This window comes from Cohnella sp. OV330 (genome assembly GCF_900112065.1).
GTDB lineage: Bacteria > Bacillota > Bacilli > Paenibacillales > Paenibacillaceae > Cohnella.
Window position 1 is genome coordinate 876,937 of sequence record NZ_FOKE01000001.1, and the last position, 24,503, is coordinate 901,439.

Annotated in this window: 20 protein-coding genes; 3 read left to right on the forward strand and 17 right to left on the reverse strand. The window is 61.0% G+C overall.

All coding sequences use genetic code 11. The features are described 5' to 3' along the window. Nucleotides 1-45: 45 nt before the first annotated feature. From BM235_RS03285 to BM235_RS03325, 9 genes are all read right to left on the reverse strand, one after another. On the reverse strand, nucleotides 46-1,017 hold the full coding sequence (locus BM235_RS03285) for a ring-cleaving dioxygenase (RefSeq protein WP_090109195.1): 972 nt from the start codon (nucleotides 1,015-1,017) through the stop codon (nucleotides 46-48). A 64-nt stretch (nucleotides 1,018-1,081) separates the two neighbouring features. Further along, the gene (locus tag BM235_RS03290; protein ID WP_090109197.1) at nucleotides 1,082-1,486 is read right to left on the reverse strand and encodes a DoxX family protein; all 405 of its coding nucleotides are present in this window, start codon (nucleotides 1,484-1,486) and stop codon (nucleotides 1,082-1,084) included. A 628-nt stretch (nucleotides 1,487-2,114) separates the two neighbouring features. Continuing rightward, nucleotides 2,115-3,314 (reverse strand): low temperature requirement protein A, encoded by a 1,200-nt coding sequence (locus BM235_RS03295; protein WP_090109198.1) that lies wholly within the window; start codon nucleotides 3,312-3,314, stop codon nucleotides 2,115-2,117. Nucleotides 3,315-3,407: 93 nt separating this feature from the next. Next, nucleotides 3,408-4,766 carry an ABC transporter substrate-binding protein gene (locus BM235_RS03300; RefSeq protein WP_158543673.1) on the reverse strand — a complete coding sequence of 453 codons (1,359 nt, stop codon included), beginning with the start codon at nucleotides 4,764-4,766 and terminating at the stop codon, nucleotides 3,408-3,410. A gap of 185 nt (nucleotides 4,767-4,951) precedes the next feature. Next, nucleotides 4,952-5,833, reverse strand: a complete 882-nt coding sequence (locus tag BM235_RS03305) for a DMT family transporter (RefSeq protein ID WP_090109201.1) — start codon at nucleotides 5,831-5,833, stop codon at nucleotides 4,952-4,954. 102 nt (nucleotides 5,834-5,935) lie between these two features. Then, nucleotides 5,936-6,496, reverse strand: coding sequence for a Uma2 family endonuclease (locus BM235_RS03310; RefSeq protein WP_090109203.1), 561 nt, complete (start codon nucleotides 6,494-6,496; stop codon nucleotides 5,936-5,938). A gap of 141 nt (nucleotides 6,497-6,637) precedes the next feature. Beyond that, complete coding sequence (melA, locus tag BM235_RS03315; RefSeq protein ID WP_090109205.1) at nucleotides 6,638-8,050, reverse strand: alpha-galactosidase; 1,413 nt, start codon at nucleotides 8,048-8,050, stop codon at nucleotides 6,638-6,640. 24 nt (nucleotides 8,051-8,074) lie between these two features. Continuing rightward, entirely contained in the window at nucleotides 8,075-9,124 is a 1,050-nt protein-coding gene (locus tag BM235_RS03320) for a Gfo/Idh/MocA family protein (RefSeq protein ID WP_090109207.1), read from the reverse strand. 5 nt (nucleotides 9,125-9,129) lie between these two features. After that, the gene (locus BM235_RS03325; protein ID WP_090109209.1) at nucleotides 9,130-10,215 is read right to left on the reverse strand and encodes an FG-GAP repeat domain-containing protein; all 1,086 of its coding nucleotides are present in this window, start codon (nucleotides 10,213-10,215) and stop codon (nucleotides 9,130-9,132) included. A 157-nt stretch (nucleotides 10,216-10,372) separates the two neighbouring features. On the opposite strand from BM235_RS03325, the gene BM235_RS03330 reads away from it, so the two are divergent. Further along, the gene (locus BM235_RS03330; RefSeq protein WP_158543674.1) at nucleotides 10,373-11,200 is read left to right on the forward strand and encodes an AraC family transcriptional regulator; all 828 of its coding nucleotides are present in this window, start codon (nucleotides 10,373-10,375) and stop codon (nucleotides 11,198-11,200) included. 486 nt (nucleotides 11,201-11,686) lie between these two features. Here BM235_RS03330 and BM235_RS03335 read toward each other — a convergent pair whose 3' ends face one another. The 7 genes from BM235_RS03335 to BM235_RS03365 form a co-directional block, all read right to left on the reverse strand. Beyond that, nucleotides 11,687-12,580, reverse strand: coding sequence for a hypothetical protein (locus tag BM235_RS03335; protein ID WP_090109213.1), 894 nt, complete (start codon nucleotides 12,578-12,580; stop codon nucleotides 11,687-11,689). 144 nt (nucleotides 12,581-12,724) lie between these two features. Next, nucleotides 12,725-13,879, reverse strand: coding sequence for a CapA family protein (locus BM235_RS03340; protein ID WP_090109216.1), 1,155 nt, complete (start codon nucleotides 13,877-13,879; stop codon nucleotides 12,725-12,727). A gap of 176 nt (nucleotides 13,880-14,055) precedes the next feature. Beyond that, nucleotides 14,056-14,823, reverse strand: coding sequence for an SDR family NAD(P)-dependent oxidoreductase (locus BM235_RS03345; RefSeq protein WP_090109218.1), 768 nt, complete (start codon nucleotides 14,821-14,823; stop codon nucleotides 14,056-14,058). Nucleotides 14,824-14,842: 19 nt separating this feature from the next. Continuing rightward, nucleotides 14,843-15,682, reverse strand: a complete 840-nt coding sequence (locus tag BM235_RS03350) for a fumarylacetoacetate hydrolase family protein (RefSeq protein WP_090109220.1) — start codon at nucleotides 15,680-15,682, stop codon at nucleotides 14,843-14,845. Between the two features lie 14 nt (nucleotides 15,683-15,696). Then, nucleotides 15,697-16,695 (reverse strand): zinc-dependent alcohol dehydrogenase, encoded by a 999-nt coding sequence (locus tag BM235_RS03355; RefSeq protein WP_090109222.1) that lies wholly within the window; start codon nucleotides 16,693-16,695, stop codon nucleotides 15,697-15,699. Between the two features lie 13 nt (nucleotides 16,696-16,708). Continuing rightward, nucleotides 16,709-17,860 (reverse strand): mandelate racemase/muconate lactonizing enzyme family protein, encoded by a 1,152-nt coding sequence (locus BM235_RS03360; protein WP_090109233.1) that lies wholly within the window; start codon nucleotides 17,858-17,860, stop codon nucleotides 16,709-16,711. A gap of 97 nt (nucleotides 17,861-17,957) precedes the next feature. Then, nucleotides 17,958-18,593: a GntR family transcriptional regulator gene (locus BM235_RS03365; RefSeq protein ID WP_090109235.1), complete on the reverse strand. Its 636-nt coding sequence runs from the start codon at nucleotides 18,591-18,593 to the stop codon at nucleotides 17,958-17,960. Between the two features lie 87 nt (nucleotides 18,594-18,680). Here BM235_RS03365 and BM235_RS03370 point away from each other — a divergent pair, with 87 nt between their 5' ends. Both BM235_RS03370 and BM235_RS03375 read left to right on the forward strand, forming a co-directional pair. After that, nucleotides 18,681-19,310, forward strand: coding sequence for a GntR family transcriptional regulator (locus BM235_RS03370; protein WP_090109238.1), 630 nt, complete (start codon nucleotides 18,681-18,683; stop codon nucleotides 19,308-19,310). Between the two features lie 77 nt (nucleotides 19,311-19,387). Continuing rightward, complete coding sequence (locus tag BM235_RS03375; RefSeq protein WP_090109240.1) at nucleotides 19,388-20,281, forward strand: SMP-30/gluconolactonase/LRE family protein; 894 nt, start codon at nucleotides 19,388-19,390, stop codon at nucleotides 20,279-20,281. Between the two features lie 941 nt (nucleotides 20,282-21,222). Here the strand turns inward: BM235_RS03375 and BM235_RS03380 are convergent. Then, nucleotides 21,223-24,492: a DUF6259 domain-containing protein gene (locus tag BM235_RS03380; protein ID WP_090109242.1), complete on the reverse strand. Its 3,270-nt coding sequence runs from the start codon at nucleotides 24,490-24,492 to the stop codon at nucleotides 21,223-21,225. Between the last annotated feature and the right edge of the window lie 11 nt (nucleotides 24,493-24,503).

Sequence of the window (24,503 nt, forward strand, 5' to 3'; positions counted from 1 at the left end):
CCTCCGATATGAATTGGTTTAGTTTCCTGCGCGTACCTCTCCAATTTACACCGAATCGGGTTCGGATTGAAGAGCCTGCGGAATTAATTCGCGCACTTCGATCGGAAGCAGGTTCGCTTCGATCTGCTCGCGGTGCGGTTCGTACCACGAAGGGAGCATCAGCTTGCCGCCCAAAGCGTCGGCCGGCTCGTCGTTCGCGAATCCGGGCGGATCCGTCGCGATCTCGAACAGAATGCCGCCGCTTTCGCGGAAGTAGATCGCGTTGAAGTACTGGCGGTCGATGACCTCCGTCGGATGGAAGCCGGCCTCGCTGACCGTTTGCTGCCACTGTACGTGCTCCTCGAAGTCCTTGGCTCTCCAGGCGATATGGTGAATCGTGCCTGCGCCGGGGGTCCCCCAAGGCATGTCGGCCGTCGGAACGTCGACGATGTTGCCGAGATCGCCGAATGCCCGGAAGCGGGTGTACCCAGCCTCTTCGCCGACGCGCTCCATGCCGAGCACATGCTCGAGGACCGCGCCCGTAGGCTTGACGTTCGCGCTGAACAGGATGGCGCCGCCGAAGCCCTTGACGGCCTTGCCCGGCGTAATGCCGCCGAACGACCACTCGCTGTTCGCGCCTTCTTCGCGTTCGACCAGCTCCAGGCGCAAGCCTTCGTTGTCTTCGAACTGCACGAAGTTCTCCCCGAAACGCGACGTCTTCTCGAACGAGATGCCGAAGCTAGCCAACCGATCTTCCCAGAAGCTCAGCGCGCCGACCGGCACGACGTAAGTCGTCACGCCGACCTGACCTCCGCCGACCCGGCCCTTGCGGGAGTTCGGATGCGGGAAGAAGGTAATGATCGTGCCAGGGCTGCCGTCCTTGTCGCCGAAGTAGAGGTGATAGACCTCGGGGGCGTCAAAGTTGATCGTCTTCTTGACAAGCCGGAGGCCCAGGACGCCGGCGTAGAAGTCGACGTTTTCCTGCGGGTTTCTGGCGAATGCGGTGATATGGTGGATGCCTGCGGTTTGGATCGTCATGATTGAATCACTCCTAGTTTTTATTGGGAAGTTTTATTTGGAACATGGCGTTCGATTGCGTTGGTTAAAATAAGTTGAGCGCGCTGTCGAGCGAATATGCGCCGGCGCCGGCGAAAGCGACGCCGATGGCAATGGCGAGCAGCACGAGCGGGTATTCGTAGCCGTTGGCGGTAGCCCACAGTCCGTTAGGCGCGTGGACCTTGACGATCGCGCCGATCATAGCGAGCGCGATGAGCGCCGCGGCCACCGGCGTCAGCAGGCCGACCGTGAACAGTGCGCCGCCGAGCAGCTCCATCAGTCCCGCGGCCACCGCCATCGCGACGCCCGGCTTGATGCCGATCGACTCCATCCAGCCGCCCGTCCCTTTCGGGCCGTAGCCGCCGAACATTCCGAACAGCTTCTGAGCCCCATGCCCCACGAACAACAATCCTACAACGACTCGAATGATCAGCAATCCCGTATCCATCATGATAATTCTCTCCTTTAAAATGTTTATTTTAATTTTCTTTAATTGAAGATATTAGTCCGGCGAAAACTTCGTTTTCTAAATCGGTTCCCGCCAGCCTTGGCCTTGCTCGAGCACCGGAAGCTGCGTTACGTTCGTCGCCATCTTCCTTTCGATCCCCTTTGCGCAGGTCATTCGACATTCCTCATTTCGCGATTTGTTGAGTTTGTTTGTTTCGTTTATGTCTTGAATTAAAGATAATTGATTTCGAGTCATTTGTCAACACCCCTTTTTAAGGAGTTTATGAAGGCTCGGTTCTCGCGCGGGCTGATTTGTTTCTAATTGAGACTTTCTGCGGCGTGACGGCGTCTAGGAGGGCAAGTTTGTTTCTAAATGGGACTTTCAGCGGCGTGGCGGAGTCCCGGAGCACAAGTTTGTTTCTACATGGGACTTCCTGCTGCTTGGCGGTGTCCTGGAGGATTGGTTTGTTTCTATATAGGACTTCCTGCGGCGCGGCGGATTGCTGGAGGATTGGTTTCTTCCTACATGAGACTTCCCGCGACGCTCAGCCAGACAAGTGCTGCCTCGCGCAAAAAAGCCGCAGCGTCCATCGCTTCGGATGAACGCCAGCGGCTTCGCTCGAGCGTTTGGTTCAGGCGTGATGCTTAGGGACGAGCGTGCACAACCGGTTGGAAAACCGGCTGCCCCAGACGGCGACGGCGAGAAGGACTAAAACGGCGGCAGCCGACAGCGCCAGCGGACTTAGTGCATGCGAAAACAGCGCGAGTACAACCAGGGCGGCGAGGCCCGTCACATGAGGTAAAGCGAACATGCGGGACACGATCCAGATAAAGATCGCGTTGCTCAGCAGATAGAAGGCCGGGGAACCCAAAATGACCAATGCCACGCCCGGCTCCAGGTGCCCGGCAGGATGCGCGAGCAGAAATTCGTCAGCGACCGCCGACAGCACGATGCCTGCCGCCAGCAGCAGGTGCGTATAGGTATAGGCCGCTCTCGCCAGCTCTCCCGGGACTCTCGCGTTCACGATATAGTGATGGCCGATGCGCGACGTAGTCTCGAAGTAAATCCACCACATGGACACCGTGCCCAAGAACGAGACGAGAAACGCCAACACCGTCTCCGCATTCCTTTCCAATCCGGCAAAGGTGGCCCCCATGACGATAATGGACTCTCCGAGCGCGATAATAATGAACAGGCCGGCGCGCTCCGCCATATGCGCCCCCTCCACCGCCCAATCCTCGGCCGTAGAGCGGCCGATCCGCGGCACCCAGAAGCCGAGCGACGGCGCGACGTAGTCGATGAGCAGCGCCGCGCCCCACAACGCCAGTCGGACTTCGCCCTCCTGCGTCCCGCCGGCGACCCAAAAAACGCCCGATAAAATGAACCAGCACAGAATCCGCACCAGGTTAATCTGATTGATCGGCGCGCCGTGGCCGAGCGCCCATACGGTGAAGGCTGTGCGCCCGATCTGGAATACGGCGTACGAGATACCGAAGTACAGGCCGGCATGCTCGAACGCTTCTGGAATGGATGTGGACATGATCAGGCCGACGAGCATGAGCGAGAACAGCATAATGCGCACCGGGAGCGCGTCGGGACTCAGCCAGTTGATGACCCAGGTCGTGTAGTTCCAGGCCCACCATACCGCCATCGTCAACATGGCCGTATGGAGCGCGCCCATCCACGTGAAGTTCTCGAGCAGCGAATGGGACAGTTGCGTGACGGCGAATACGAAGATCAAATCAAAGAAAAGTTCGATAAATGAAACCTTGCCCGAATCGCTTAGGCCTCTGCTGCGAAAAAGCTCGGGTCTGTGATGCGCTTGCGCCATGCCGGCGATCCTCCTCCTATTCGCTCTCTTTTCATTTAAAGCTGAGTATAGCAGAGAACGCCGGCACTTGGGCTAAAGTTTCGTCCACCATCTCTATTCGCGGTCTGGCGTTTTGGGTGAATCGCTCCCCGAACTCTCATTCTCGCGATCCAACGCGGACTGCATCTCGGACTCCATGCGCTTCAATGCATCTGCAACGGGCATCTCGCCCGACATCGCCTGCGGTGTATACGCGCGAGAAATCTCCTCGATTCGGTATATTACCGGCATCGGGAGCGCGCTCAAGGAAGCGACAAGCGATTGATTGCTATGCTGGAGCTTGTAGAAAACCGCCTTGTCGTCGTCGGATCGGTCCTCCGCCAAAATTCTGGCCGACAAGCTCGACGGATCGATGCGCGGGAGTACCTTGGCATAATCCTCCCCGCCGATATATTGAAGCAGCCGCCACGCTGCGTCCGGCTGAGGCGCATTTTTGGGGATCGTGAATACTTCGTCCGGCACCGCCGCGGCTCCTGCATCCGGCTGTCGCTCGCTTACAGGCACGGTCGCCAGGCCCCAATCGATCGTATCATACCCGCTCTGGCCCAACGTTCGAAAGAGCTGCGAGTCGTCCACCGCCATCGCGATCCGCCCAGTGAGAAAAGGCATCGCACTCAGTTGGTTCTCCTTCAGGCTCATAGAAACAGCCGGCTTATTCGACTTCGCCCTGTCCAGGCAAGCCCCCGATGCGAGGCAAGACTTCACGTTCTGAAAAATATGCCCCCACGCCTCCGTATTTAACGTGAATTTGCCATTTGCGTAAACACTTAATCCGTCAACATCGCCAACATTCAGCGCCATCATGAACGGATTTTCCGAGGAAGCGTAATCTAGCCCGTATTCGGGCGGCTCGTTGCCGACCGGATCCTTGGCGAAGCGCGTCGCAAGCGCGAATACCTCGTCCCAGGTCATGTAGTCAGTCGGATAAGCGATCTTATAGCGATCAAAGAGTGCCTTGTTGTAATAAAGCGCGTACCCGGTAAACGTCGCCGCCAGTCCGTACAGTTTTCCTTCCGCGCTTAACGTATCGATTACCGCAGGGGCGATCCCCGCCATATCGAACTTGGCCTTCTTGGCGAGATCGTCGAGCGGCTGCAGCGCACCCTTGTCTCTCGCCCGCTCAAAGAAGTTGTGCGGGAGCGCGATCGCGTCCGGTTTTTCCTTCTCGATCAGCTCGTCCACGACCGCGTTCGGATCGCCGCCGCCCGCTTGTTCGAGCCGCTCGACGACCGAGATGACTTCCAGATCGTCGTCGGGATGCGTAGCGATATAAAAGCTGCCGTATTTCGCATTGAACAGGTCCGCGTTCCAGGCGAGCACCTTAATCGTGACAGGCTCCGGCGGCTCGGGCTCCTTGGCGCAGCCGGCGGCTAACATAGAAACCATCGCCATCGTGATTACGATTTTCTTCAACATTAACACCCTCAATTCGATCTCATTTTCCATTTTTTACTTTATATGAAGACGGAGCAGTTATCCACCTTTTATTTACAACATTGGATAGGTGCAGCACAAAGAAGCCTCGGCACCCACAACCGAGACTTTGTGACCCGGCTCGCTGACCGGGACATTCTGATCACGCGCCCATTCGGAGACGCCTATCTATTGCCGTGCCTCCGCGACCTTCTCATCGGAAACGCAAACGCGGCGAGCAGGCTGCCGAACAGCAGCAGGATCCCCGCCGACTGCAGCCCATCAGGCTTGAAACCGTCGACGAAGATATCGAGCAGGATCGCCACCGCCGGATCGACGAAGACGAACACCGCGACGACCGGCGATGGGAGGCGGCGGATGCTGCCGAAAAAGAGCAGGTACACGACGCCTGTATGGACCATTCCGGTCGTGACGGCATATATCCATTCGCCCCGGGCGAGACCTTCGTAAGCATCGAAATGCACGAACGGCAGCAGCAGCGCCAAGCCGATCGCCATCTGGATAAAAGTCGTCGCATACACGCTCGTCTGACGGACGCTTCTGCCGAGCAGCATCGTCGCCGCGTAGAAAAAAGCCGCAAGAACGCCGCAGGCCATGCCCCTCCAGCTTGAAGAGCCGTGGCCGAAGCCGCCCGCGCCCATGATAAGCAGCGTGCCCGCGAAGCATCCCGCGAGCGAGAGGATCGCCGTCCTGCCGAGTTTGTCCCGAAAGATCAGGCCGCCCGCGACCAACGCAAGGATCGGAGCCAGATGATAGAGCGAGATCGCGATCGTCACGGATACGAGCCTGAACGCGGTGAACAGAAACACCCAATTGAGCAGATTCGATACGCCGCACGCGATGACGATGAGCGCCTCCCTGGCGTCCCATCGCTCTCGTTTGAAGCTGCCCGTGAGCAGCCACGCCGCCAGCAGTATGGCGAACGCGCAGACGCAGCGGACGAAGACGAGTTCGATGGCCGGCAGACCCGTGCGCGAGGAAAAGAAGCCGACCGAGCCGAATATGGCCATGGATACGATTAATTGCGATAAAGCGGACTTGTGCATGATCTGGATGCTGCTCCCTGGTGTCAGATGGACCTAACTTTACTATAGCGGCGGAGAAAAGGACAATGCGGAAATCGATGCCAGCGACGCTTGTAAGCCGGACTAGACCGTGCGCCGAAAGATCTCGGATAGATGCACCGCAAGGCACGGCACCGCGGCAGACACGATCTCGTCCTCCACCGTCCAGGTCTTGACGAGCCGGTACTCGCCTTCGGTCAGCACGAATTGATCGACCAGCCGATACTCGGGTTCGACCAGCCAATATTCCGCTACGCCGAACCGTTCATAAGTCCCCTTTTTGATCGTCTTGTCGTTGCGCGCCGTGCTGTCGGACAGAATCTCGACGACCAGATCCGGCGCGCCATAGACATAACCGTCCCGGATGATATTGCTGCGCGCTTTGCTAATATAGAGCAGGTCCGGCTGCAAAATATTGTCCTTGTCGAAGTGAACGTCCATCGGCGCGAGCAGGATCACCCCATCCTGTGCGCAGGAGGCGTGGAACGCAAGGTGAAGCTGCCCCAGCACGTCCTGATGCACGAACTTCGGCGAAGTGAGAAAGTCGTACCGTACGCCGCCGATGATCTCGTAGCGTTCGTCGATAAAATAGGTGCCATGGGTTTCCTTGACTTTGCCGCCGCCGCCATTTTTCTTTTCACTCATATTTAATCATCCCCCTCACGCAAAGCACCCCGCAAAGCGCCGCGATCCATCGCGTGCTCTGCGGGGTGCTTCCCCGTTCATTTCCCTCATTATGGTCGAAAAAGGGCGAAACTGTCAATGCCTGCAGCGTTACCCTAAGCCTTACTTCGCCAGCTCGCCGAACCGCGAGAACACCGCCAGCGCCGGATCGATCGGCACTTCAGCCCGCTGCAATCCTTCGGGCGTCTCGACCGTCGGCGTCGGACGCGGTAGGCGCCCTGCGAACTGCGGCAGCCACTGTTGCTGAGCCGTCAGCATCTCCGTCACCATGTCGCGGATCTCCTTCAGCGTCAGCACCGACGACGTGAGCGGATCGAGCGCGATCGCCTGCACGACCGTCTCCGGGTCGCCGGACTTGGCCGCCAGCACGGCCAGACGCTGCACGTTGATGTTGGTCATGTTGAGCGCGGCGCACTGCGGGGGGATCTCGCCGATGACGGTCCGGTGAATGCCCGTGCGGTCCGCGAACACGGCGCCTTCCGCGCAGCAGTCCGCCGGCAGATTGGCGATCATGCCGTTATTGCGCACATTGCCGCTGAACTTGAACGTCTTGCCCGTCTCGAGCGCTTCGATGATGTAGGCGCAGTACTCCACGCTCCGCGGCGGCAGGTCGTACGATTCGTCCGCCAGAATGTCCTGGTCCTTGTACTTCTCGGCGACGTACGCGCACCAGGTATAGTACGCGCCGGACTCTCCGCCGAACGAGGGCTCGTCGCAGTACAGGTCGAGCGCCTTTTGGTTTTTGCGGAACCACGGCACGTACTCGGACAGATGACCCGTCGACTCGGTCATGAAGTAGCCGAAATGGCGGAACACCTCGCCGCGCACCTTCTCGTTGACGTAAAATTCAGGCTGCTCGAACTTGTCGCGAAGCGCCGGGTACAGATCCTGCCCCTTGTGCGACAGCTTCGTGAACCAGCTCATGTGGTTGATGCCGGCAGAGACGTAATCGATCTCTTCCTTCGGCACGCCGGTATAGCCCGCGATCAGGTCGAGCGTCGTCTGCACGCCGTGACACAGGCCGACGTATTGAATGTTAGTCTCGCCGAGCGCCCAGCAGATCATGGCCATCGGGTTGACGTAGTTGAGCAGCGTTGCGTTCGGGCACAGCTCCTCCATGTCCCGCGCCACGTCCAGGATGACCGGGATGCTGCGCAGCGCGCGGAACACCCCGCCCGGGCCGAGCGTATCGCCGATGCACTGGTCCACGCCGTATTTCATCGGAATCTTGTAATCCAGCTCGAACGCGGACACGCCGCCGACCTGGAACGACGTGATGACATAGCTAGCGCCGGCCAGCGCCTCCCTGCGATCGGTTGTCACGAGGACGCGCGACTTGAGCCCGTTTTTCTCGATGACCTTGTCGGCGAACGCCTTGACCTGCGAGGTTTTGCCGGTAGAGGGGGCCATCAGCACGAATTCGGTGTCCTCCAGCTCCGGCGTCGCCATAATGTCGAGCATTAGCGTCTTGCAAAAAACGATGCTGCCCGCTCCGATGATCGCGACTCTTCTCATGGTACGATCCCGACCCTTCGCGCTTTATTGGTACTGCTGCATCAAGCGGATGTAATCCCTCGCCAGCTTCAGATCCTCCAGCGCTTCCTTCGATTCGCACGGCGCCGGACGCTCGCCGCGCACCGCGGCGATGAAGTTCATCGCCTGCCTGCGCATGGCGTGCAGGTTCGGCATGACGGGAATCTCGTAGGACGGCGCGCCGTTGCCGTCTCGCATAATCGTGACCTTGCCGGCTTGCTGGCGGGCGAGCGGCGGCGGCAGATCGACGCGGACGAAGCCGCGTTCGAAGCAGACGAGCAAGCTCTCGTGCCACTCGATCGACGTGTTGTACGGGGCCATCTCGAGCACCACGGTGACGCCGCCGTCGCTCTCGCCCGCCAGCAGCACGCCGCGGCGGTCGGCGAACGTGATCTTGTAAGGCTCGCGGAGCAAGAAGCGGATGGCGTTGACCTGATGAATGTAGTAGTTGACGAAGAAATCCAGTTGGCGGGTCTGCTCGTCCGTGAAGTCCGCAGGTCCCGGCTCCAGTGCGGCGTCCGGATACGGTTCGTCCGAGTTCAGCGGCGCGTCCGCGCCTCCGATCCAGTCGCCCGGCGGCATCGTGACGCGGACGTACTGCAGCTTGCCGAATTCTTCGCTAGCCTTCCACTGCTCGATGACCCTGCTCGCGTACTCCATCGCGGGATCGGAGCGCTTGTGGTAGCCGACCATATGCAGCGTACCGTGCGCGTCCGCGAGCCGCACCAGCTCCTCGCCGGCCTCGACGGTGAGCGAGATCGGCTTCTCGGTGAATACCGGGATGCCGGCCTTTAAAATGTCCGGAATAATGTTGATATGCGTGCGGTACGGCTGCGGGGCGACAATCGCGTCTACCTTCGCGCCGTTTAGCAGCTCCAGATGGTTGCCGTACACGGTCGGTACGCCGTAGCGGTCCGCGACGGTCCTGGCAAGTCCGGGGCGTACCTCGGCCAGCGCCACTACTTCGCATTGATCGCGCAGTACCGCGTAGTTGGACAGATGCGCCATCTGCCCCATGCCGCCGACGCCGACGAATCCGATTTTCAGCTTGCTCATCGCGCTCACTCCCAAGGTCCCAAATTTTCGAATAAATAAAGGCCTTCCGTGCCCGGCGCGACGATGTCGGGGTATCCGTTGCCGGTGATATCCTGAATCCACATGTAGATGCCGTTGCCCGAGCCTTCGCCTGCAGGGCCGTAATCGATGACATGCTTCTCGAAGGCGCCGCCGTTGATCTTGAAATAGTACAGGAAGAGCGGATCGTCGAAGCCCGGATCGTTGTCGTGCGCCAGGTAGCGCTTACCGGTAACAAGCTCCGGCTCCCCGTCGAGGTCGATATCGACCAGCATCAAATCGTGATACTGCGACGCGGTCGTATCGATGTCGTGGCGGGTCCAGCTGCGGGAACCGTCCGCTTCCCGGCGCTGCTCGTACCAGTGCAGGCCGTAGTCATGCGCCTGGCCGACGATCAGGTCGCACAGGCCGTCGCCGTTCACGTCGTAGCCGAGCACCGGCACGCTGGCCGAGCCGAGCGAGAACTCCGAATGGAACGTCCATGGTCCCGAAAATGGATCCTCCGGCTGCTCCAGCCAGCCGTTCGTCAGCACGATGTCCGTGCGGCCGTTGCCGGTGATGTCCGCAAAGCCCATGCCATGACCGCTTTTCCCCTCGGAGATAACGGTCTTGCTGAACTTCCCCGTGCCCTTGCCGTTCTCGTCTACGATCAGCTTATAGAAGGCTTGCGGCGACTCGGGCGTATTGGGGAAAATCTCGGGCACGCCGCAGCCGTCGATGTCGAAGTAGCGGATCGTCTCGATCGGCGTAGAGGGATCGATCTCGATCGTTTCCCATTCCGCGTCCGAGTTCCCTGGGTTGCGCCGCCACTTGAGCGCGCCTCCCCACCAGGAACCCGTCACGATATCGATCCGTCCGTCTCCGTCTACATCCATCGGGAAGTCGGAGAAGTCGTCGCGATAATGCGCGTAGGTCGCCAGCTCGCAGATCTTGTGTTTATTGACGAAGTCGGGGCCCTTGTACCAGTAGCCGCCGCTCACGATATCGAGCACGCCGTCGCCGTCGACGTCGAAGACGGAGCAGGCTTCGAACGTTTCGTCGCTCAGCTTCCGCTTATTGAAATGAATGGGCATCTTCCTCATCTCCCCTTCTCCGCAGTTCTATGGAATCGTTGTGAAAGCGCTATTGAATCCCTCGTCGCTTATAATCTACAATACAGACAGATCAAGGGACAATGCGGAGAGTTGCGGAATTTGGCTATTGAAAATTGAGATTCCGAGGAGAATGGTCATGCGGCATTCGATCATCGCCGGGACGCCGGAGATTCTGAGCGGAGCGTTCATCTACGGCAGCAAGGAAGCGCCCTTCTACTTCCCGCTGCACCAGCATGAGACGAACGCGGAGATTTTCCTCATCCTAGAGGGAGAAGGGGAATTCCGCGTGGACGGCAGACGCTATCGCGGCAAGGCCGGCAACCTGCTGATGTACAATCGGGGCATCTGGCACGAGGAGCGGTCGACCAGCGACAAGTTCGCCGCGGTTTATGTCGCGTATTCGGGCCTCCGGCTACAGGGCATGCCCGCCGACTTTCTCTCGGGATCAGCGCAGGCCGCGATGCTGGAGCTGCACGAGCACTTTTTGCCGATCAAAAAGCTGTTCGTGGAAATGATCGAGGAGTGGAATAGCCCGCTGCCCGAATCGGCCGACGTCGCAAACGGCCTGCTCCGCGCGCTTACGGGCCGGCTCGTGCGACTGCTGCATTATACGGCGGAGGATCTGGTGAAAAAGCGGCCGCACAAGGAGACCGTACATCTGGCCAGACGCTATATGGAAGAAAACTATCCGTTCGACGTTACGCTCGAGACGCTCGCCAACCTGACTTATACGAATCCGTACCATTTCATCCACGTATTCAAGGCGGAGACGGGCATGAGCCCCATCCAGTATTTGATCCGGTACCGCATCGAGGTGGCCAAGCAGTACCTGGAGTCGACGCGGCTGCCGATGGCGGAGATCGCGGAGAAGGTGGGCTACAAGAGCGATACGTATTTTCAGAATTTATTTAAAAAGACGACCGGGATGTCACCGGGGCAGTATCGGGCTGCCAGCCGCGCATAAAGAAGCAGGGGCTACATGCCTCGCCCTGGCAGGGCCTGCGTGCGTAATAACAATCCGGATCGGTCGTGCCGTTCTCCTCGTCTTGGGCGCGCAGCACGTCGCCTGGCATGGCGGAAGCAGCGTCCGATCGTGTCAGAAAGCCGAACTGAGCGATCTTAACGGTGACGCCCTTTACGCCTATGCGGCAGACGTTCCTATGTCCGGTCTTTCGCCAGCCAACGTCGCTCTTTCGCCGCAATGCCTGCAAATATACATCTTTTCCAGTCAGTTTCGGCCCTTTTAAAGAGGATAGATGCAAATGCGCAGATATTTTCCTTCATCAGCCGGATTTCCGGCTTGCGCTTTGCATTTACCTGCACATTTGCAGGTATTTCATCAAGTGTAGCCATTCGACAGAAAATACATGTATAAATGCAGGTTTTTGGGGCCCGCAAGCCACCGAAAAGCGCCGGCATGCCGAAGATACGTTTACCTGCCTACTAGGAGCTAGACGCCAACGGCCCGCTTCTCGCTGCCAGCCATCCGCGTCTCGCGCACGGCCCGGCGCAGCGCGGCAGCTCCGGCTGCCAGCGAGATCAGGAAGCAGGCGCCTGCTGCGATAGACAGCAGCGACCATTCCACCAGGGACCGGCCGTCTATCGTCTGCCAGCCGATCGCGCCGAGGCCGAGCAGATACGCGCTGCCGGCGAGATGAATCAAGGCGCGCCGCGCCCGGGCATTCGCGCCTGTACGAAGGACGAGCCAGGCGACCAGCGGCACGGCCTGAAGCGCATGGAAGCCGAGTCCGTGCAGCCAGATGATGTTGCCTTCCGCGCCGGTGAAGCGGCCCTGGTTGGCCGAGATCCAGATGCCGGCCGCGAACGAGATCGTAACGGCGATCATGGCGTAGCGAATGCTGAGCGCCATCTCCGGACGAAGCTTGTAAGCGTTCGACCGGAAAAATTGGATGCCCAAGTACAGGTAGAACAGCACGAGAAATAAGGCGACGAACGTGAAAATGTTGCCGACCGCCTGGTCGAAGGCCGAATCGCTATCGACGAATCTCGGATTGACGCCGCGAAAATTTTGAATCGTCTCCGCACCGTATGAATAAAGAGCGAGACCGATATAAACCCTTCGGAACCAAGCCCGGCTCCGTTCGCCCATCGCCGACAGCGGCATGATCGCGGCGGTCGACAACAGAAAAATGCCCAGCGCCGCGTTGAACGAGAACGCCTTCGAGACGTCGCCGCCCGGCGAGACTTCTCCTCCGTTGACCAGCGTCCAGATCCCGCACAGCGCCGCAAGCACAAACCCGAGCAGACCGGTGAGAACCAGCCCCTTTTCTCCTTCGAACATTCGTTGTCCGCGCTTCGCCCCTTGGACGGTACCGCTCCTCATATCCCCGCTTCCCTTCCGTGAGTTGGTACTCTCACTTTACTGGAAAGGACTGGCATGCCGGAACGGCCTTGAGATGAGTTCGCCGCCGGACCTGAAGAGGTTCTCCCGATCCGCCGGAGGTCTTACGCCTACTTGTCCGCGCGCCTAATCCTGGTCGAGGAAGGCCTGATCATGCAGCTCCGCTCCGTAAGACAGGTCCTCTAGATAGGCCAGCTGCGCGGCTTCGTACGCCTCATCCCGTTTCAGTATCCGGTTGTTCAGGATGGAAAACGGATGAAAGGAAATGCCGACTTTCCCTTTATCCAACGTAAGCTTGAGCAGGCCCATGTCCGCCTTTTTCCCTTTCACGTAGTCGGGAAAAAGGAAGTTGCCGATGGAGTAGGCGATCGGCTTGCCCTCGCGGAACTCGAAGCCCTGCAGCACGTGCGGGTGGCTGCCGACGACCGCGCTGGCGCCCGCGTCCAGCATCTCCGCCGCCAGCTTCCGCTGCCAAGGCTGCGGTACCGTCGTATTTTCCACGCCCCAATGGATGAAAACAAGGACATAATCCGCATCCGCGCTCGCGTCGCGAATGGCCGCCAGAATCTTATCCGGCTCGTAAGCGCTGGCGACGCCGGGCTTCTTGTCGGTCGCCATCCAGGCGGTCGTCGGCATGAAGCGCGTCACCGCGCCTATTTTGACCGTAGCGCCGTTCAGCCGAACGGTCTCGAAGCGAAACGCTTCTTCCTCGTTCAAGCCCGCGCCGACATGACGCAAGCCGGCCTTCTCGACGTTCTTGAGCGTGTCTCTTAATCCTCTCTCCTTATAATCGAGCACATGGTTGTTGCCGAGCGACACCATATCGAAGCCCGCATTTTTAATCCCATCCAGCGCGCCCGCCTCCGATTTGAAATTAAAGCGCTGGTTCCGGTCCTTGTCCGCAGCTTCGGTAACGGACGTCTCCAGATTAAGCACGGCATAATCGGCGGCGCTCACCTCGTCCTTGATCTGACTGAACGGATAATCGGCGCCATGCCGGCGAATCGCTTCCTTGACGCTGCCGTCCATCATCGTGTCGCCGGCGAAAATCATCTCGATCGGCTTCGTCTGCTTGGCGGAAGCGGGCGTCGGGGTCGCGGCCAGCGACGGAGTCGGGGTCGCTGTCGCCTCGTTCGTCGGCGCGCCGGCGAGCGATATCGGCGGCGAATGGACGGCGTTCGGAGAATGGACCGCGTCGGCGGATCGGTCCGGCTGCTCGCCGCATCCGCCGAGCGCCGCTGCGACTGTCATTACGGCTAAGAGCTTGCTCCATTGTTTCAAAGAGATCCCTCCGATCTATTTGATTCAATGTATCAACCGGATATTTCAAAAATGCAGAATGGTTGTATCCATCCGGTAACGAACCGGTAAACAAAAAAGCATGCGCGGACGCTTAGAAAGCGTTCTTGCATGCTTCATGTTTGGAAAACAAATGCCTAATTATACTTAAATAGCGACTACAGCTCGACCGTCATGCCGCCATCGGCGACCAGCGTGGCGCCCGTCATGAACGAGTTGTCGGGACTGGCCGCGAACATGACGACGGACGCGATCTCCTCCGGCTGCCCGACGCGGCCGATCGGCTGCGAGTCGTCCCACTGCTTCATGATCTCGTCCCGCGGCGTATCGAGGTTTTTGACGCTGCTCTCGAGCATCGGCGTCCGCACCGCGCCCGGCAGCACCGTATTGGCGCGAATATTCTGCTTCGCGAAGTCGAGCGCGATCGCCCGCGTGAGCCCCGCGATGCCCGCCTTCGACGCCGCGTAAGCCGAGTAGCCGTCCAGCGTCGCTAGCGCGTGCACCGAGCTGACGTTCACGATTACGCCGCCGCCCTGCTCCAGCATGACCGGAACGACGCCCCGGCAGAACAGGAATACGGAGGTGAGATTGTTCGTGATGACGCCATTCCACTGGTCCAGGCTCATGTCGGTCAGCCGGACCTGCGGGCATACCGCCGCGTTGTTGACCATGACGTCGATCCGGCCGAACGCCTCCCGCGTATCCCGAACGACGCGGGTTACGTCCGCCTCGGACGAGACATCCGCGGCCATCGCGACCGCGCGTCCGCCCGCCGCCGCGATCTCGTCGGCAACGTCCTGCACCTTCGACAGCGTGCGGCCGACCGCGACGACCGAAGCGCCGGCGCCCGCGAACCGCATCGCGACCGCGCGTCCGATGCCGCCCCCGCCGCCCGTTACGATCACGACTTTATTTTCCCAGCTCATCGCCGCACCTCGCCCTATGTTAGATTCGCTCGGACACGAACGTATTGCGGAGCGTGCCGATCCCTTCGACCGTCGCTTCGACGACGTCGCCCGGCTTCAGCCACACCTGCGGCTTCTTCCCCATGCCGACGCCCGGCGGCGTCCCCGTGCTGATGATGTCTCCAGGCCGGAGCGTCATCGTGTTCGAGAGAAAAGAAACGAGGTACGGGATATCGAAAATGAGTTCCTTTGTATTCGAATCCTGCATCGTCGCGCCGTTCAGCTTGAGCGAGATGCCGAGCTTGCCCGGATCCGCGATCTCGTCGGCGGTCACGATCCACGGCCCCGTCGGCGCGAAGCCGTCGATCGCTTTGCCGCGCGTCCATTGGGGCTCGTTCAGCTGGATGTCGCGCGCGCTCACGTCGTTCAACACCGTGTAGCCGAACACGTAATCCATGGCGGATTCCAGCGGCACGCGCTTCGCCGTCTTGCCGATGACGACGGCCAGCTCCACCTCGTAGTCGCACTGCTTCACTTCGGCCGGTATGGCCACTTCGTCCTCGTGCCCGGTCAGGCAATTGTTGTATTTGGGAAACAGGACCGGCACCTTGGGCACCTGCATGTTGGACTCGATCACGTGGTCGTGATAGTTCAGCCCGATGCAGACGATCTTCTCCGGATCGGTGAGCGGCGACAGCAGCTTCACGTCAGAAAGGCGGTAAGCAGCCCCTTGCTCCAACGCCTGAACGTCACCCGCCTGAATGACGTCCCGCATCGTTCCCGCCGCATTCAAGGCGACGATCTCGTCCTCGCCTCTGAGTACGCCCACCTGAGTCTTGCGCGTTTCATCCTGCCTATCGTAAAACTGCACGAGCTTCATCCAAGCTGCGCCTCCTATTCTAACGTTAGAAATATTTTCGCGATTTTGCCCGGTCCGCCGATCAGCTTCTCGAAGGCGGTGCCGCCTTCGCCGAGCGGCGTCGTCTCCGTCCAGGGCAGCAGGTTGATCCGCCCCTGCCCGATCCAGCGCAGCGCCGTCTCGAAGTCGTCGCGCGAGTAAGCGAACGCGCCCTTCGTGCCGATCTCGGCACGGATCATGTCGTTGACCGGCAGCCGGCTGTCCGCTTCGTGCAGCCCGGTGAAGACGACCGTTCCTCCCGGCCGCGCGGCCGCCACGCTTCGCTGCCGCGTCGCCTCCGCGCCGACGGCGTCGATCACGGCGTCGAACCCTTCGCCGATGCCGCCCGGCATGTCGTCCAGGCTCGATACCGCGATGCCGCCGAGCTCCCGGGCGATCTCGAGCCGCGACTCGTTCAAGTCGACGACGACCGCATCGCGGATGCCGTACGCAGCTGCCGCCTGGAGCGCGAACAGTCCGATCGGACCCGCGCCGTAGATAAGCAGCCTGTCCGTCGGCGCGAGCGCGAGCAGACGACAGACGTGGATCGCGCAGGCGAACGGCTCGGCGAGCGCGCCTTCGGCGAACGAGACATGGTCGTCCAGCCGGTACACGTTCCGCGCCGGCACCGCCGCGAATTCCGCGAACGCGCCCGGCCGGTGCGCCCCTAGCAGCTGGCGGGCGCCGCACAGCTGCGACGCCCCGTTCAGGCAATACCGGCATTCTCCGCAGGTAACCAGCGGATTCGCCGTCACCCGCTCTCCGACCCGGAAGCAGGTCGCCTGCTCGCCGACCTGCTCGATCGTGCCCGAGAACTCGTGCCCCATGATCAGCGGCGGCTTGCGCAGCGAATTGTGCCCGAGATACCCGCCCAGCTCGGAGCCGCAGATGCCAGCGTGCGACACGCGCACGAGAACCTCGTCCGGCTGCAGCGCCGGCAGCGAGACCTCCCTCACGTTCATCGTGCGCGGCCCTTCGTATACTAACGCCTTCATGCCCGTTCCCTCCTCACGATTCGACCGGCTCCCGCTTCTCCCAGCCTTGCTTGAACAGCGGCAGCCAGTGGCCAGGAGCGTACGGATACTTGGCGGCTTCCTCCAGGTTGAACTCGACGCCGAGTCCCGGCCGTTCGGGCGGCTGGAGATACCCGTTCACGACCTTGAACGGCGGGCTGAAAATATCCTGCGCCCACGAATGGTTGAAGTCGTCGAAAATCTCGTGGATGAAGAAGTTCGGCGTCGCCATGTTCAGATGGGAGCAGACGATCGAGCAAATCGGGCCCTGGGCGCTGTGCGGCGCGGTGACGCCGTTGTGCGCGTGCACCATGCCGGCGATCTGCTTCGAGGCGGTCAGGCCGAGGAACTGCGGCTCAAGCTGGATGATATGGACCGCGTCATGTTTCAGCAGTTCGGCGAACTGCTCGCGGTTGTAATAGTCCTCGCCGCATGCGATCGGCACCGGACTGCGCTTCGCCACTTCGACGACCGACGAGACGCGGGACGGTGGCACCGGCGCTTCGAACCAGGTCGGGCTGTAGGGCGCCATGGCTTCCGCGAATTGCAAGGCGGTATGCACGCTGAACCGGTTGTGCCCCTCGATGAGGATGTCGACGTCCGGCCCGACCGCCTGGCGGACGGCGGCGATGTTGCGGACGGCGTTCGCAAAATCGGACCGCTCGACGGTGCGCCAGGCCGCGCCGAACGGATCGAACTTCAGCGCCGTATAGCCTTTTTCGACGACTTCCTTCGCCTGGTTGTAGAAGCTCTCTTCGTCGTTGCCGCCGCGGTACCAGCCGTTCGCGTAGCAGCGAAGCTTGTCGTGGCACCTGCCGCCGAGCAGCTTGTAGATCGGCTGTCCGGTCGCCTTGCCCATAATGTCCCAGCACGCGGTCTCGATCGCCGCCAGCGCGGAGCCTTGCACCTGTCCGCCGTCCGAATAGACGTCGCGGATCAGTTTGAGCGAGATCGTCTCCACGTCGAAAGGATCCATGCCCAGCACGAGATGCTTCAACTCGTGGATCGCGGCTTCGACCGTTTTGGCGAGCCCGTTCAGCGTCCCTTCCCCTAGGCCCGTCAATCCCTCGTCCGTATCCAATTGAACGAACAGCCAGTTTTTCCACGGGTTCCCCACGATATAAGTGCGCACGTCCGTAATTTTCATGCCGCTTAACCTCCGTCTGAAAGGATGAGTTAAACGTAGCACGGCTAAATTAGACGCTCAAGATGTCTCACTTGTATACATCAACGAACCGGAGCAATTAGAGCATGATTTGCTTCACGAATTCGATGTGGTCGCGAATCAGCCGTTCGCTGAGCGACGGATCGTCGCCGGCCAGCGCGTCCCGGATTTTCCGGTGCTCCTCCATACTCCCCCACAGTCGGCTTTTGTTTTTATAAAACGTCGTGCGTACGGCCATCAAAAACTTATCCTGGATACGCGACATGGCGTCCGCGTATTCTTCGTTGGCCAGCCCGGCGATGATCGCTTCGTGGAACTGCCTGTCCAGCTCGACATAGCCGACGATGTCCTCGCGCTCCGCCGCCTCCGCCTGCCTGTCCAGATTGGCGTCCAGCCGCTCGAAAAAGGCCCGGTCCATGTTGCCCGTCAGCCTGCCGACCGCGAACGTCTCGAGCGACAGCCGCAGCTCGTAGATGTCCATGATCTTCTTCAGCGAGATCTCCTGCACGACGAAGCCCTGGTTCGGCATCAGCTTCACCAGCCCCATCATCTCCAGCCGGTCCAGCGCCGACCGAATCGGCGTCTTGCTCATCTGCAGCGTCTCGCTGAGCCGCCGCTCCGACAAGAACGTCCCTCCGCCCCATTCTCCCTGGACGATCCGCTCTTTAATTTGCCGAAAAGCCGCGTCCCTTAAAGTCGTACCGATCTCGGTCATCTTCTGCGATCTTCCTTTCCGCTTGCGCTTGTTCTATGATTATCATACTCGATTCATCGAATCTCGCGAGAGAGAAGGACTTCAAGTATGGGCAAACCGACCCTGCGCCAACAAGCTTACGCGCGCATCCTGGACATGATCGAGACCGGAGAATGCCCGAAGGGCTCGGTCACGTCGGAGGTTCAGCTCGGCCGCCAGCTCGACATGAGCCGCACGCCGATCCGCGCCGCGCTGCAGCAGCTCGAGCTCGAGGGCTACGTACGGATCGCCTCCAAGCACGGCGTGCTGATCCTCGACTCCTCTTCGCAGCGCGTGGGGGATCTGCTCGAGCTGATCGGCTCCATGGCGCTTTTCGCCGTCGGCGCCGCTTTTCCTGCCGGTCCGGAGGTGCTGCGGGCATGGTCGCGGGGGATGTCCGAAGCGTACCGCACCTTGAACGACGGCGATCCCGAAGACATTGGCGCCTTGGTCGCATTTGAATACGAGTTGTTGAACGGACTGATCCTTCGCTGCAATAATAGCGAGATGACCAAAGCTTTTCAAACGTACGCATCCCGCCTGTTCTGGCATCGCAACGTCGCAAGGTGGCAAGCGCCTTATTCAGGCCGGACCCGCGTACAGGTCGCGAAGCTGATCGCGGCCGTCGCTGCGGGTCCGGAGCCGTTCCGGGAGGCGTTGTTCGACTACTTGCATACGCTCAAGCTGACGTGGCGGTAAGCATGTATACAAGTGTCGCGGCTTGAGCGAGGCGCGGCGCGCATGTTAAGTTAAATCGCGAATGGAGGCTGGATACGATGTCCGCGGATTCGAAAATAACGGTGGAGCTCGCCTGCGACGCGCAGGCGCAGCTGGGCGAAGGGCCCGTATGGGACGCGCGCGGCAACCGTCTGTACTGGGTCGATATTTTGTCGCACTGCGTGCATGTCCATCTTCAAGGGGAGCCGGCTAGCGACGGCCCGATCGAGCTGACCCCCTATGTGAGTTCGATCGTGCCCCGGCGCTCGGGCGGATTCGCGCTGACGCTGCAGGACGGCTTCTACGGCTACGATCCGGCGAGCGCCGAGCTGACGCGGCTCGCGGAGGTCGAAGCGTCCATACCCGGCAACCGGTTCAACGACGGCAAATGCGATCCCGCAGGGCGTTACCTGGCGGGTACGATGTCGATGAACGACCAGCACGGCCGCGGCACGCTGTACAGCCTGGACGCCGGCCATGCCGTGCAGCCGCTCGTATCCGGCGTGAGCATCTCGAACGGCTTGGCCTGGTCAGCCGACGGCGCCACGATGTACTACATCGACACGCCGACGCAGCAGGTAGTCGCCTTCGACTATGACACGGCGTCCTGCGCCGTCGCCAATCGCCGGGTCGCGGCCGAGATTCCCGAGGACCAGGGCTCGCCCGACGGAATGACCATCGACGCCGAGGGCATGCTGTGGATCGCCCATTGGGGCGGCTGGCAGGTGTCCCGCTGGAATCCGGCGACCGGGGAAAAGCTGCTGTCCGTGCCGGTGCCCGCCGCGCAGGTGACCTCCTGCGCGTTCGGCGGCGAACAGTTGGACAGGCTGTATATTACGACAGCCCGCGTCGGTCTCGGCGAGGCCGAGCTGGCATCGCAGCCGCACGCGGGCGGGCTCTTCTGCGCGGCGGTCGGGGTACGGGGGCTGCCTACGAATCTGTATGGCGGCTGAGCCGGCAGCGGGAGCGACGTATCGGTTGCCGTTCTGGCCGCCGTTATGGCGCCTTTATGGCCGCCTGCACCACACAGTCTGAGCCGCCGCTCGCCTCGCCATGAGGGGCCGTTCCGCTCGCGAGTCGCGCGTATCGTGTAAATGTGCATGATGCAGCAGATGAGCGCCCCCGTCGGCGAGCTATCGTGCAAAAATGCATCATGCAGCGCCGGTTTCAGCAAAAACCGCGCTTGCGTAGCGATGTATCCTGCAGATTTGCAAGATAGACGACGAATATGCCATCTTTGCGGCTGCCTATCCTGCACTTTTGCGCGGTAGCAGGCTTCGTGCAGCGCTCGCCAACATGCTCAACTCCTTCCAACCGCCGGATGACCGCACTGCTCAATAACACACATTTGTGGTTGCGTGAAAGGGCCGTGCGTGAGCGCACGTCTTGTTGGCGTGCGCTTGGCCTGTTCGCGAGTCCCGCGTATCGTGTAAAAGTGCATCATCCAGCAGATGAGCGCCCCCCTCGGCGAGCTATCGTGCAGATGTGCATCATGCAGCGCCGGTTTCAGCGAAAACGGCGCTTGGCGGCGATGTATCCTGCACTTTTGCACGATAGACGACGAAGATGCCATCTTTGCGGCTACCTATCCTGCACTTATGCGCGGTAGCAAACCTTCCTGCGCCGCTCGCTAACATTCTTGCACGATAGCTTGGCTCCGTACTCCGCTAGCTAGCGTGCATGCATGATAGTTTGGCTCTGCCCCCCGCCCGCTAGCGTGCTTGCGCGATACTATGACCGGTCCGACGAATCGCCGCCTCCTCTTCCTGCTCGTCGCTGCTATTAGCTGCCCTCTCCACGCTCAAACGCCGATGATCGCGCGCCAAGGAGCCGCACGGGTGAACGTGCGGCTCCTTGGCATAATGCCGGTTACTGACTGACGCAGCGGCCGCTTTTAAGGCAAAGCCTCGAGCTTCGGCTCTCCCCAGAAAGCCCAGTCGTAGCCATAATCGCCTAGCGAGTCGGTGATCAAGGTGATGACGACGGTTTTCCCGGCGTACGCGGAAAGAGAGACGCTGAACGGCGTCCAAGCGCCGCCCGGCTGCAGGTCATCGGACCAGCGCTCGCTGCCGTTCACGGCCACGCGGAAGCCGACACCCTGCGAATCCTCCGCGCCGTCCTTGATGCCCGCGAACCCAGTCAGCTTCGCACCGCCGGCCGGCAGCGTCACGACGTAGTCGATATGCGTCTGCCCGCGCTGCGGCGGATGCGCGTCGAGCCCCTGCTTCGTCACGCCTAGCACGGCGCCGGTCCCGACTTTGCCGCCGAACGGATCCTGCGGCGGCGCCGTCGTCCCGTCCTCGAACTGCAGGCTCGAATCGAACGGCTGCGCGGACAACGACAGCGGGAGCTGCACGGTTCCGCCCGCGCTATAAATCAGATACACTTGATCCGTCGCTGGCGCCGTGATCTTGTAGCGGTTCGCGCCAAGCGACGTGTACGTCGCCAGTCCGGACGCCGAAGCCACCGACGCGAGCTGCCGCGGGCTGACGAGCGTCAGGTCCACGCTGCGAGCAGCGCCCGTCTGCGCCAGCGCAACATGCGGCGCCACCCAGACGGCGGAGTCGTTGTCGACCGTCGTGCCGGGATGCGTCTCCATGCGGATCGTGACTTCCTTGCCTTTGAACGACGACAGATCCAGCGCTACCGGCGTCGGCGTCGCGCTATGGCTGAACTGCTCCTTGCTCAGCACCGGCCGCGTGGCGGCGGGCGCCGCCTTTTCCCAGGCATACACTTTAAACGTCACGCCGTCGCTGCTCGCCACGTTCACCTCCGAGCCGAGCTGGACGCCGGTCTCGAAGGTCGGCGTGCGGTCCGCCGGCAGCGTCACGTCGAACTCGAGCCACGTATGGCCGCCCTGCCACACGCCCGAATAAGGCGGATGAGCGAGGATGCGATCGCCCCAGTGCTGCACGGTCCCGCCCTGCGCGAACGAATACGAGAATCCGTTCGTCGAGGAGAACGCAGTGGCCGTCTGATGCACGGTACCGTCGGCAAGCTTCTCGCCGGCACGAATCGGCCCGGCATAGTTCATGAAGTCGACGGCCCCCGGCTGCTGCAAATCCTGCAGGGAGAGCACGGTATGATTCGTATGGACCGCCACCGACTTCATCGCGACGTTTGCGGGCATCCCGTCGATATGGAAGGCGGCCTGGTCGCGCGGATCGTCATCATAGAGATACGTCTTGTCGGGGTTCAGGCCGAACAGCTTGGTACTGTCATACAGATACCAGCCCGGTATCCGTCCGGGCAGCGTCACGCTGTCCGAGCCGTACAGGTAGCGCAGCACTTCGACATTGCTACCCGAGCCCCCGGCCCCATAAGCGGTCAGCGTCTCGCCGTGTGCGTCCCGCTCGTACTTGGCCGACTTCCCGCTCGCCGTCTTGAAGGCGAACAGCGAATTTTCGTTCCATTGGCTGAAGTCGATCTGCGGCTTGTTGTCCTGGTACCAGCGCGCCTCCGCGAACAGCTGGTCCATGAGCGGCGACGGGTTCGCGACTTGCGCGTAGTTCGGCCGGGTCAGCATCGGAATGGCGCCGAGCCGGTTCTGGACGACCTTATGCCAAGCGATAAAATAGTCCTCGGTCAACGGATTCGCGTGATCGGGGTGTCCGTAGATGGTCGTATAAGGCGCGAAGATGGCCGAGCTCGCCGGCACGACCTGGTCGATCTTGCTGTCGTCCCAAGTGCCGGTCTGCGCGAAAATGCCGTACGCATGCCGCTGCGCGAACGACTCGTACCGGGCCGTAATCTCGTTCAGGCTCTCGCCGCCGAGCGCGACGTTAGCAGGAAGCTGCTCTCTCAGCTCGCGGTGCAGCGCGATGTTGCCCTGCAGCATATTGCGGCCGTCGATGGCGCCATTGGCATCGTTGTACATGAGGAGCGACTGGTCGAGATGAATGCCGTCCGGATGGAGCGACTGGACGAGCTGCACCATTTTGCCGACGAACAACGTCCGCCAAGCCTGCGAAGCCGGATTGATCTGCGCGAACTTGATGTGACTCGAGCCCGCGGTATATTCGGAGAAAACGGGCTGCAGCGAAAAGGGATCCTTGACCTGGTAGGGCTGCATGGCCGTAAAGGCCGGATTGTTGGGGTCGACGCCGAAGATGTTGACGTACAGCATGACCTTGAAGCCGAGCGCCTGCGCCGCCTGAATCTTGGCCGCGATATCGGCCTTCGGCGTATAGTCCGGGAAGTCGACGTCGTACGGATCTTCCCGCCAGCCCGGCACGACGAGCAGCGTCTGCGACGGCTCCACCTCCTGCGCCAGCGCATTCAGCGTCTGCGCGTCCTCGAGATCCGTCAGCACGGTGAACTGAACGTCCTTGGCCCACGCCGGCTGCAGCTTCGACAGCTTGGACAGGTCGAACTTTTTGTCCGCCCACGTCCGGTACAGCGTCGCTCCGTTCACCCAGTCGCCCGTATAGGCCTTGAGCCGCCAGCCGGTGGACACGGCTTTAGTCACTTGGGCGAACGGCGCAGGCGCGTAAGTCTCCACGCCGACGTAGAAATTGCCGTTCTCGTGCTTCACGTGCAGCGACTTGAAGAACCGGGCGTCGTCGTCGCCATGGACGAGCATGCCGCCGCCGCTCCCTTGGATGATGAACATCTGCGCTTCCCAGATGTTCGGATAATCGAACTGCTGAAAGCCGTAAGCCGCGTCCGGCGATTCGGCCGTCAGCCGGATGCCGCCCAGCACCGGTAGGATCAGGTCGTACGTATCGGGCACGACCAGTCCCCACTGGACGCCCGAGATGCCTCCCGTCTGCGTATCGGCGTTCTGGCTGACCGTGAGCGTGCCGTCGTACTTAGTCGCCACGGTCGTCTCGAGCTCGGCCAGGCTCTGGCCGCTGCCCCACGTTTGTCCGTAGGTCGTATGTCCCTTCTTGACGGTCGAGGCGGATACCGCCGTGTCGTTCCACAATCCGCTGCCGCCGCCCAGCGTTCGGTGCCTGATGCCCGCCAGCGCAGTGCCGCTCCCCTTGGCCAGCGTCACCGTGCCGTAGGTGAAATTCAAAGCGCCCGTCGAGGCGTTCAAGGATACGGCCGGTCCGTCTGCCGCAGCCGGGCCGCCTCCCGCGAGCGCAACTCCCCAAACCATGACGGCGGCAAGCCCCGTCATCATCGTCTTTCTCCACTTCCCGCGCCAACTCGCGTTCATCGTCGCATCCC

Coding starts and splice junctions, on each gene's coding strand:
- BM235_RS03285 (WP_090109195.1), bottom strand. CDS start 1,017: ATGACGATCCAAACCGCAGGCATCCACCATATCACCGCATTCGCCAGA.
- BM235_RS03290 (WP_090109197.1), bottom strand. CDS start 1,486: ATGATGGATACGGGATTGCTGATCATTCGAGTCGTTGTAGGATTGTTG.
- BM235_RS03295 (WP_090109198.1), bottom strand. CDS start 3,314: ATGGCGCAAGCGCATCACAGACCCGAGCTTTTTCGCAGCAGAGGCCTA.
- BM235_RS03305 (WP_090109201.1), bottom strand. CDS start 5,833: ATGCACAAGTCCGCTTTATCGCAATTAATCGTATCCATGGCCATATTC.
- BM235_RS03310 (WP_090109203.1), bottom strand. CDS start 6,496: ATGAGTGAAAAGAAAAATGGCGGCGGCGGCAAAGTCAAGGAAACCCAT.
- melA (WP_090109205.1), bottom strand. CDS start 8,050: ATGAGAAGAGTCGCGATCATCGGAGCGGGCAGCATCGTTTTTTGCAAG.
- BM235_RS03320 (WP_090109207.1), bottom strand. CDS start 9,124: ATGAGCAAGCTGAAAATCGGATTCGTCGGCGTCGGCGGCATGGGGCAG.
- BM235_RS03325 (WP_090109209.1), bottom strand. CDS start 10,215: ATGCCCATTCATTTCAATAAGCGGAAGCTGAGCGACGAAACGTTCGAA.
- BM235_RS03330 (WP_158543674.1), top strand. CDS start 10,373: ATGCGGCATTCGATCATCGCCGGGACGCCGGAGATTCTGAGCGGAGCG.
- BM235_RS03335 (WP_090109213.1), bottom strand. CDS start 12,580: ATGAGGAGCGGTACCGTCCAAGGGGCGAAGCGCGGACAACGAATGTTC.
- BM235_RS03345 (WP_090109218.1), bottom strand. CDS start 14,823: ATGAGCTGGGAAAATAAAGTCGTGATCGTAACGGGCGGCGGGGGCGGC.
- BM235_RS03350 (WP_090109220.1), bottom strand. CDS start 15,682: ATGAAGCTCGTGCAGTTTTACGATAGGCAGGATGAAACGCGCAAGACT.
- BM235_RS03355 (WP_090109222.1), bottom strand. CDS start 16,695: ATGAAGGCGTTAGTATACGAAGGGCCGCGCACGATGAACGTGAGGGAG.
- BM235_RS03360 (WP_090109233.1), bottom strand. CDS start 17,860: ATGAAAATTACGGACGTGCGCACTTATATCGTGGGGAACCCGTGGAAA.
- BM235_RS03365 (WP_090109235.1), bottom strand. CDS start 18,593: ATGACCGAGATCGGTACGACTTTAAGGGACGCGGCTTTTCGGCAAATT.
- BM235_RS03370 (WP_090109238.1), top strand. CDS start 18,681: ATGGGCAAACCGACCCTGCGCCAACAAGCTTACGCGCGCATCCTGGAC.
- BM235_RS03375 (WP_090109240.1), top strand. CDS start 19,388: ATGTCCGCGGATTCGAAAATAACGGTGGAGCTCGCCTGCGACGCGCAG.
- BM235_RS03380 (WP_090109242.1), bottom strand. CDS start 24,492: ATGAACGCGAGTTGGCGCGGGAAGTGGAGAAAGACGATGATGACGGGG.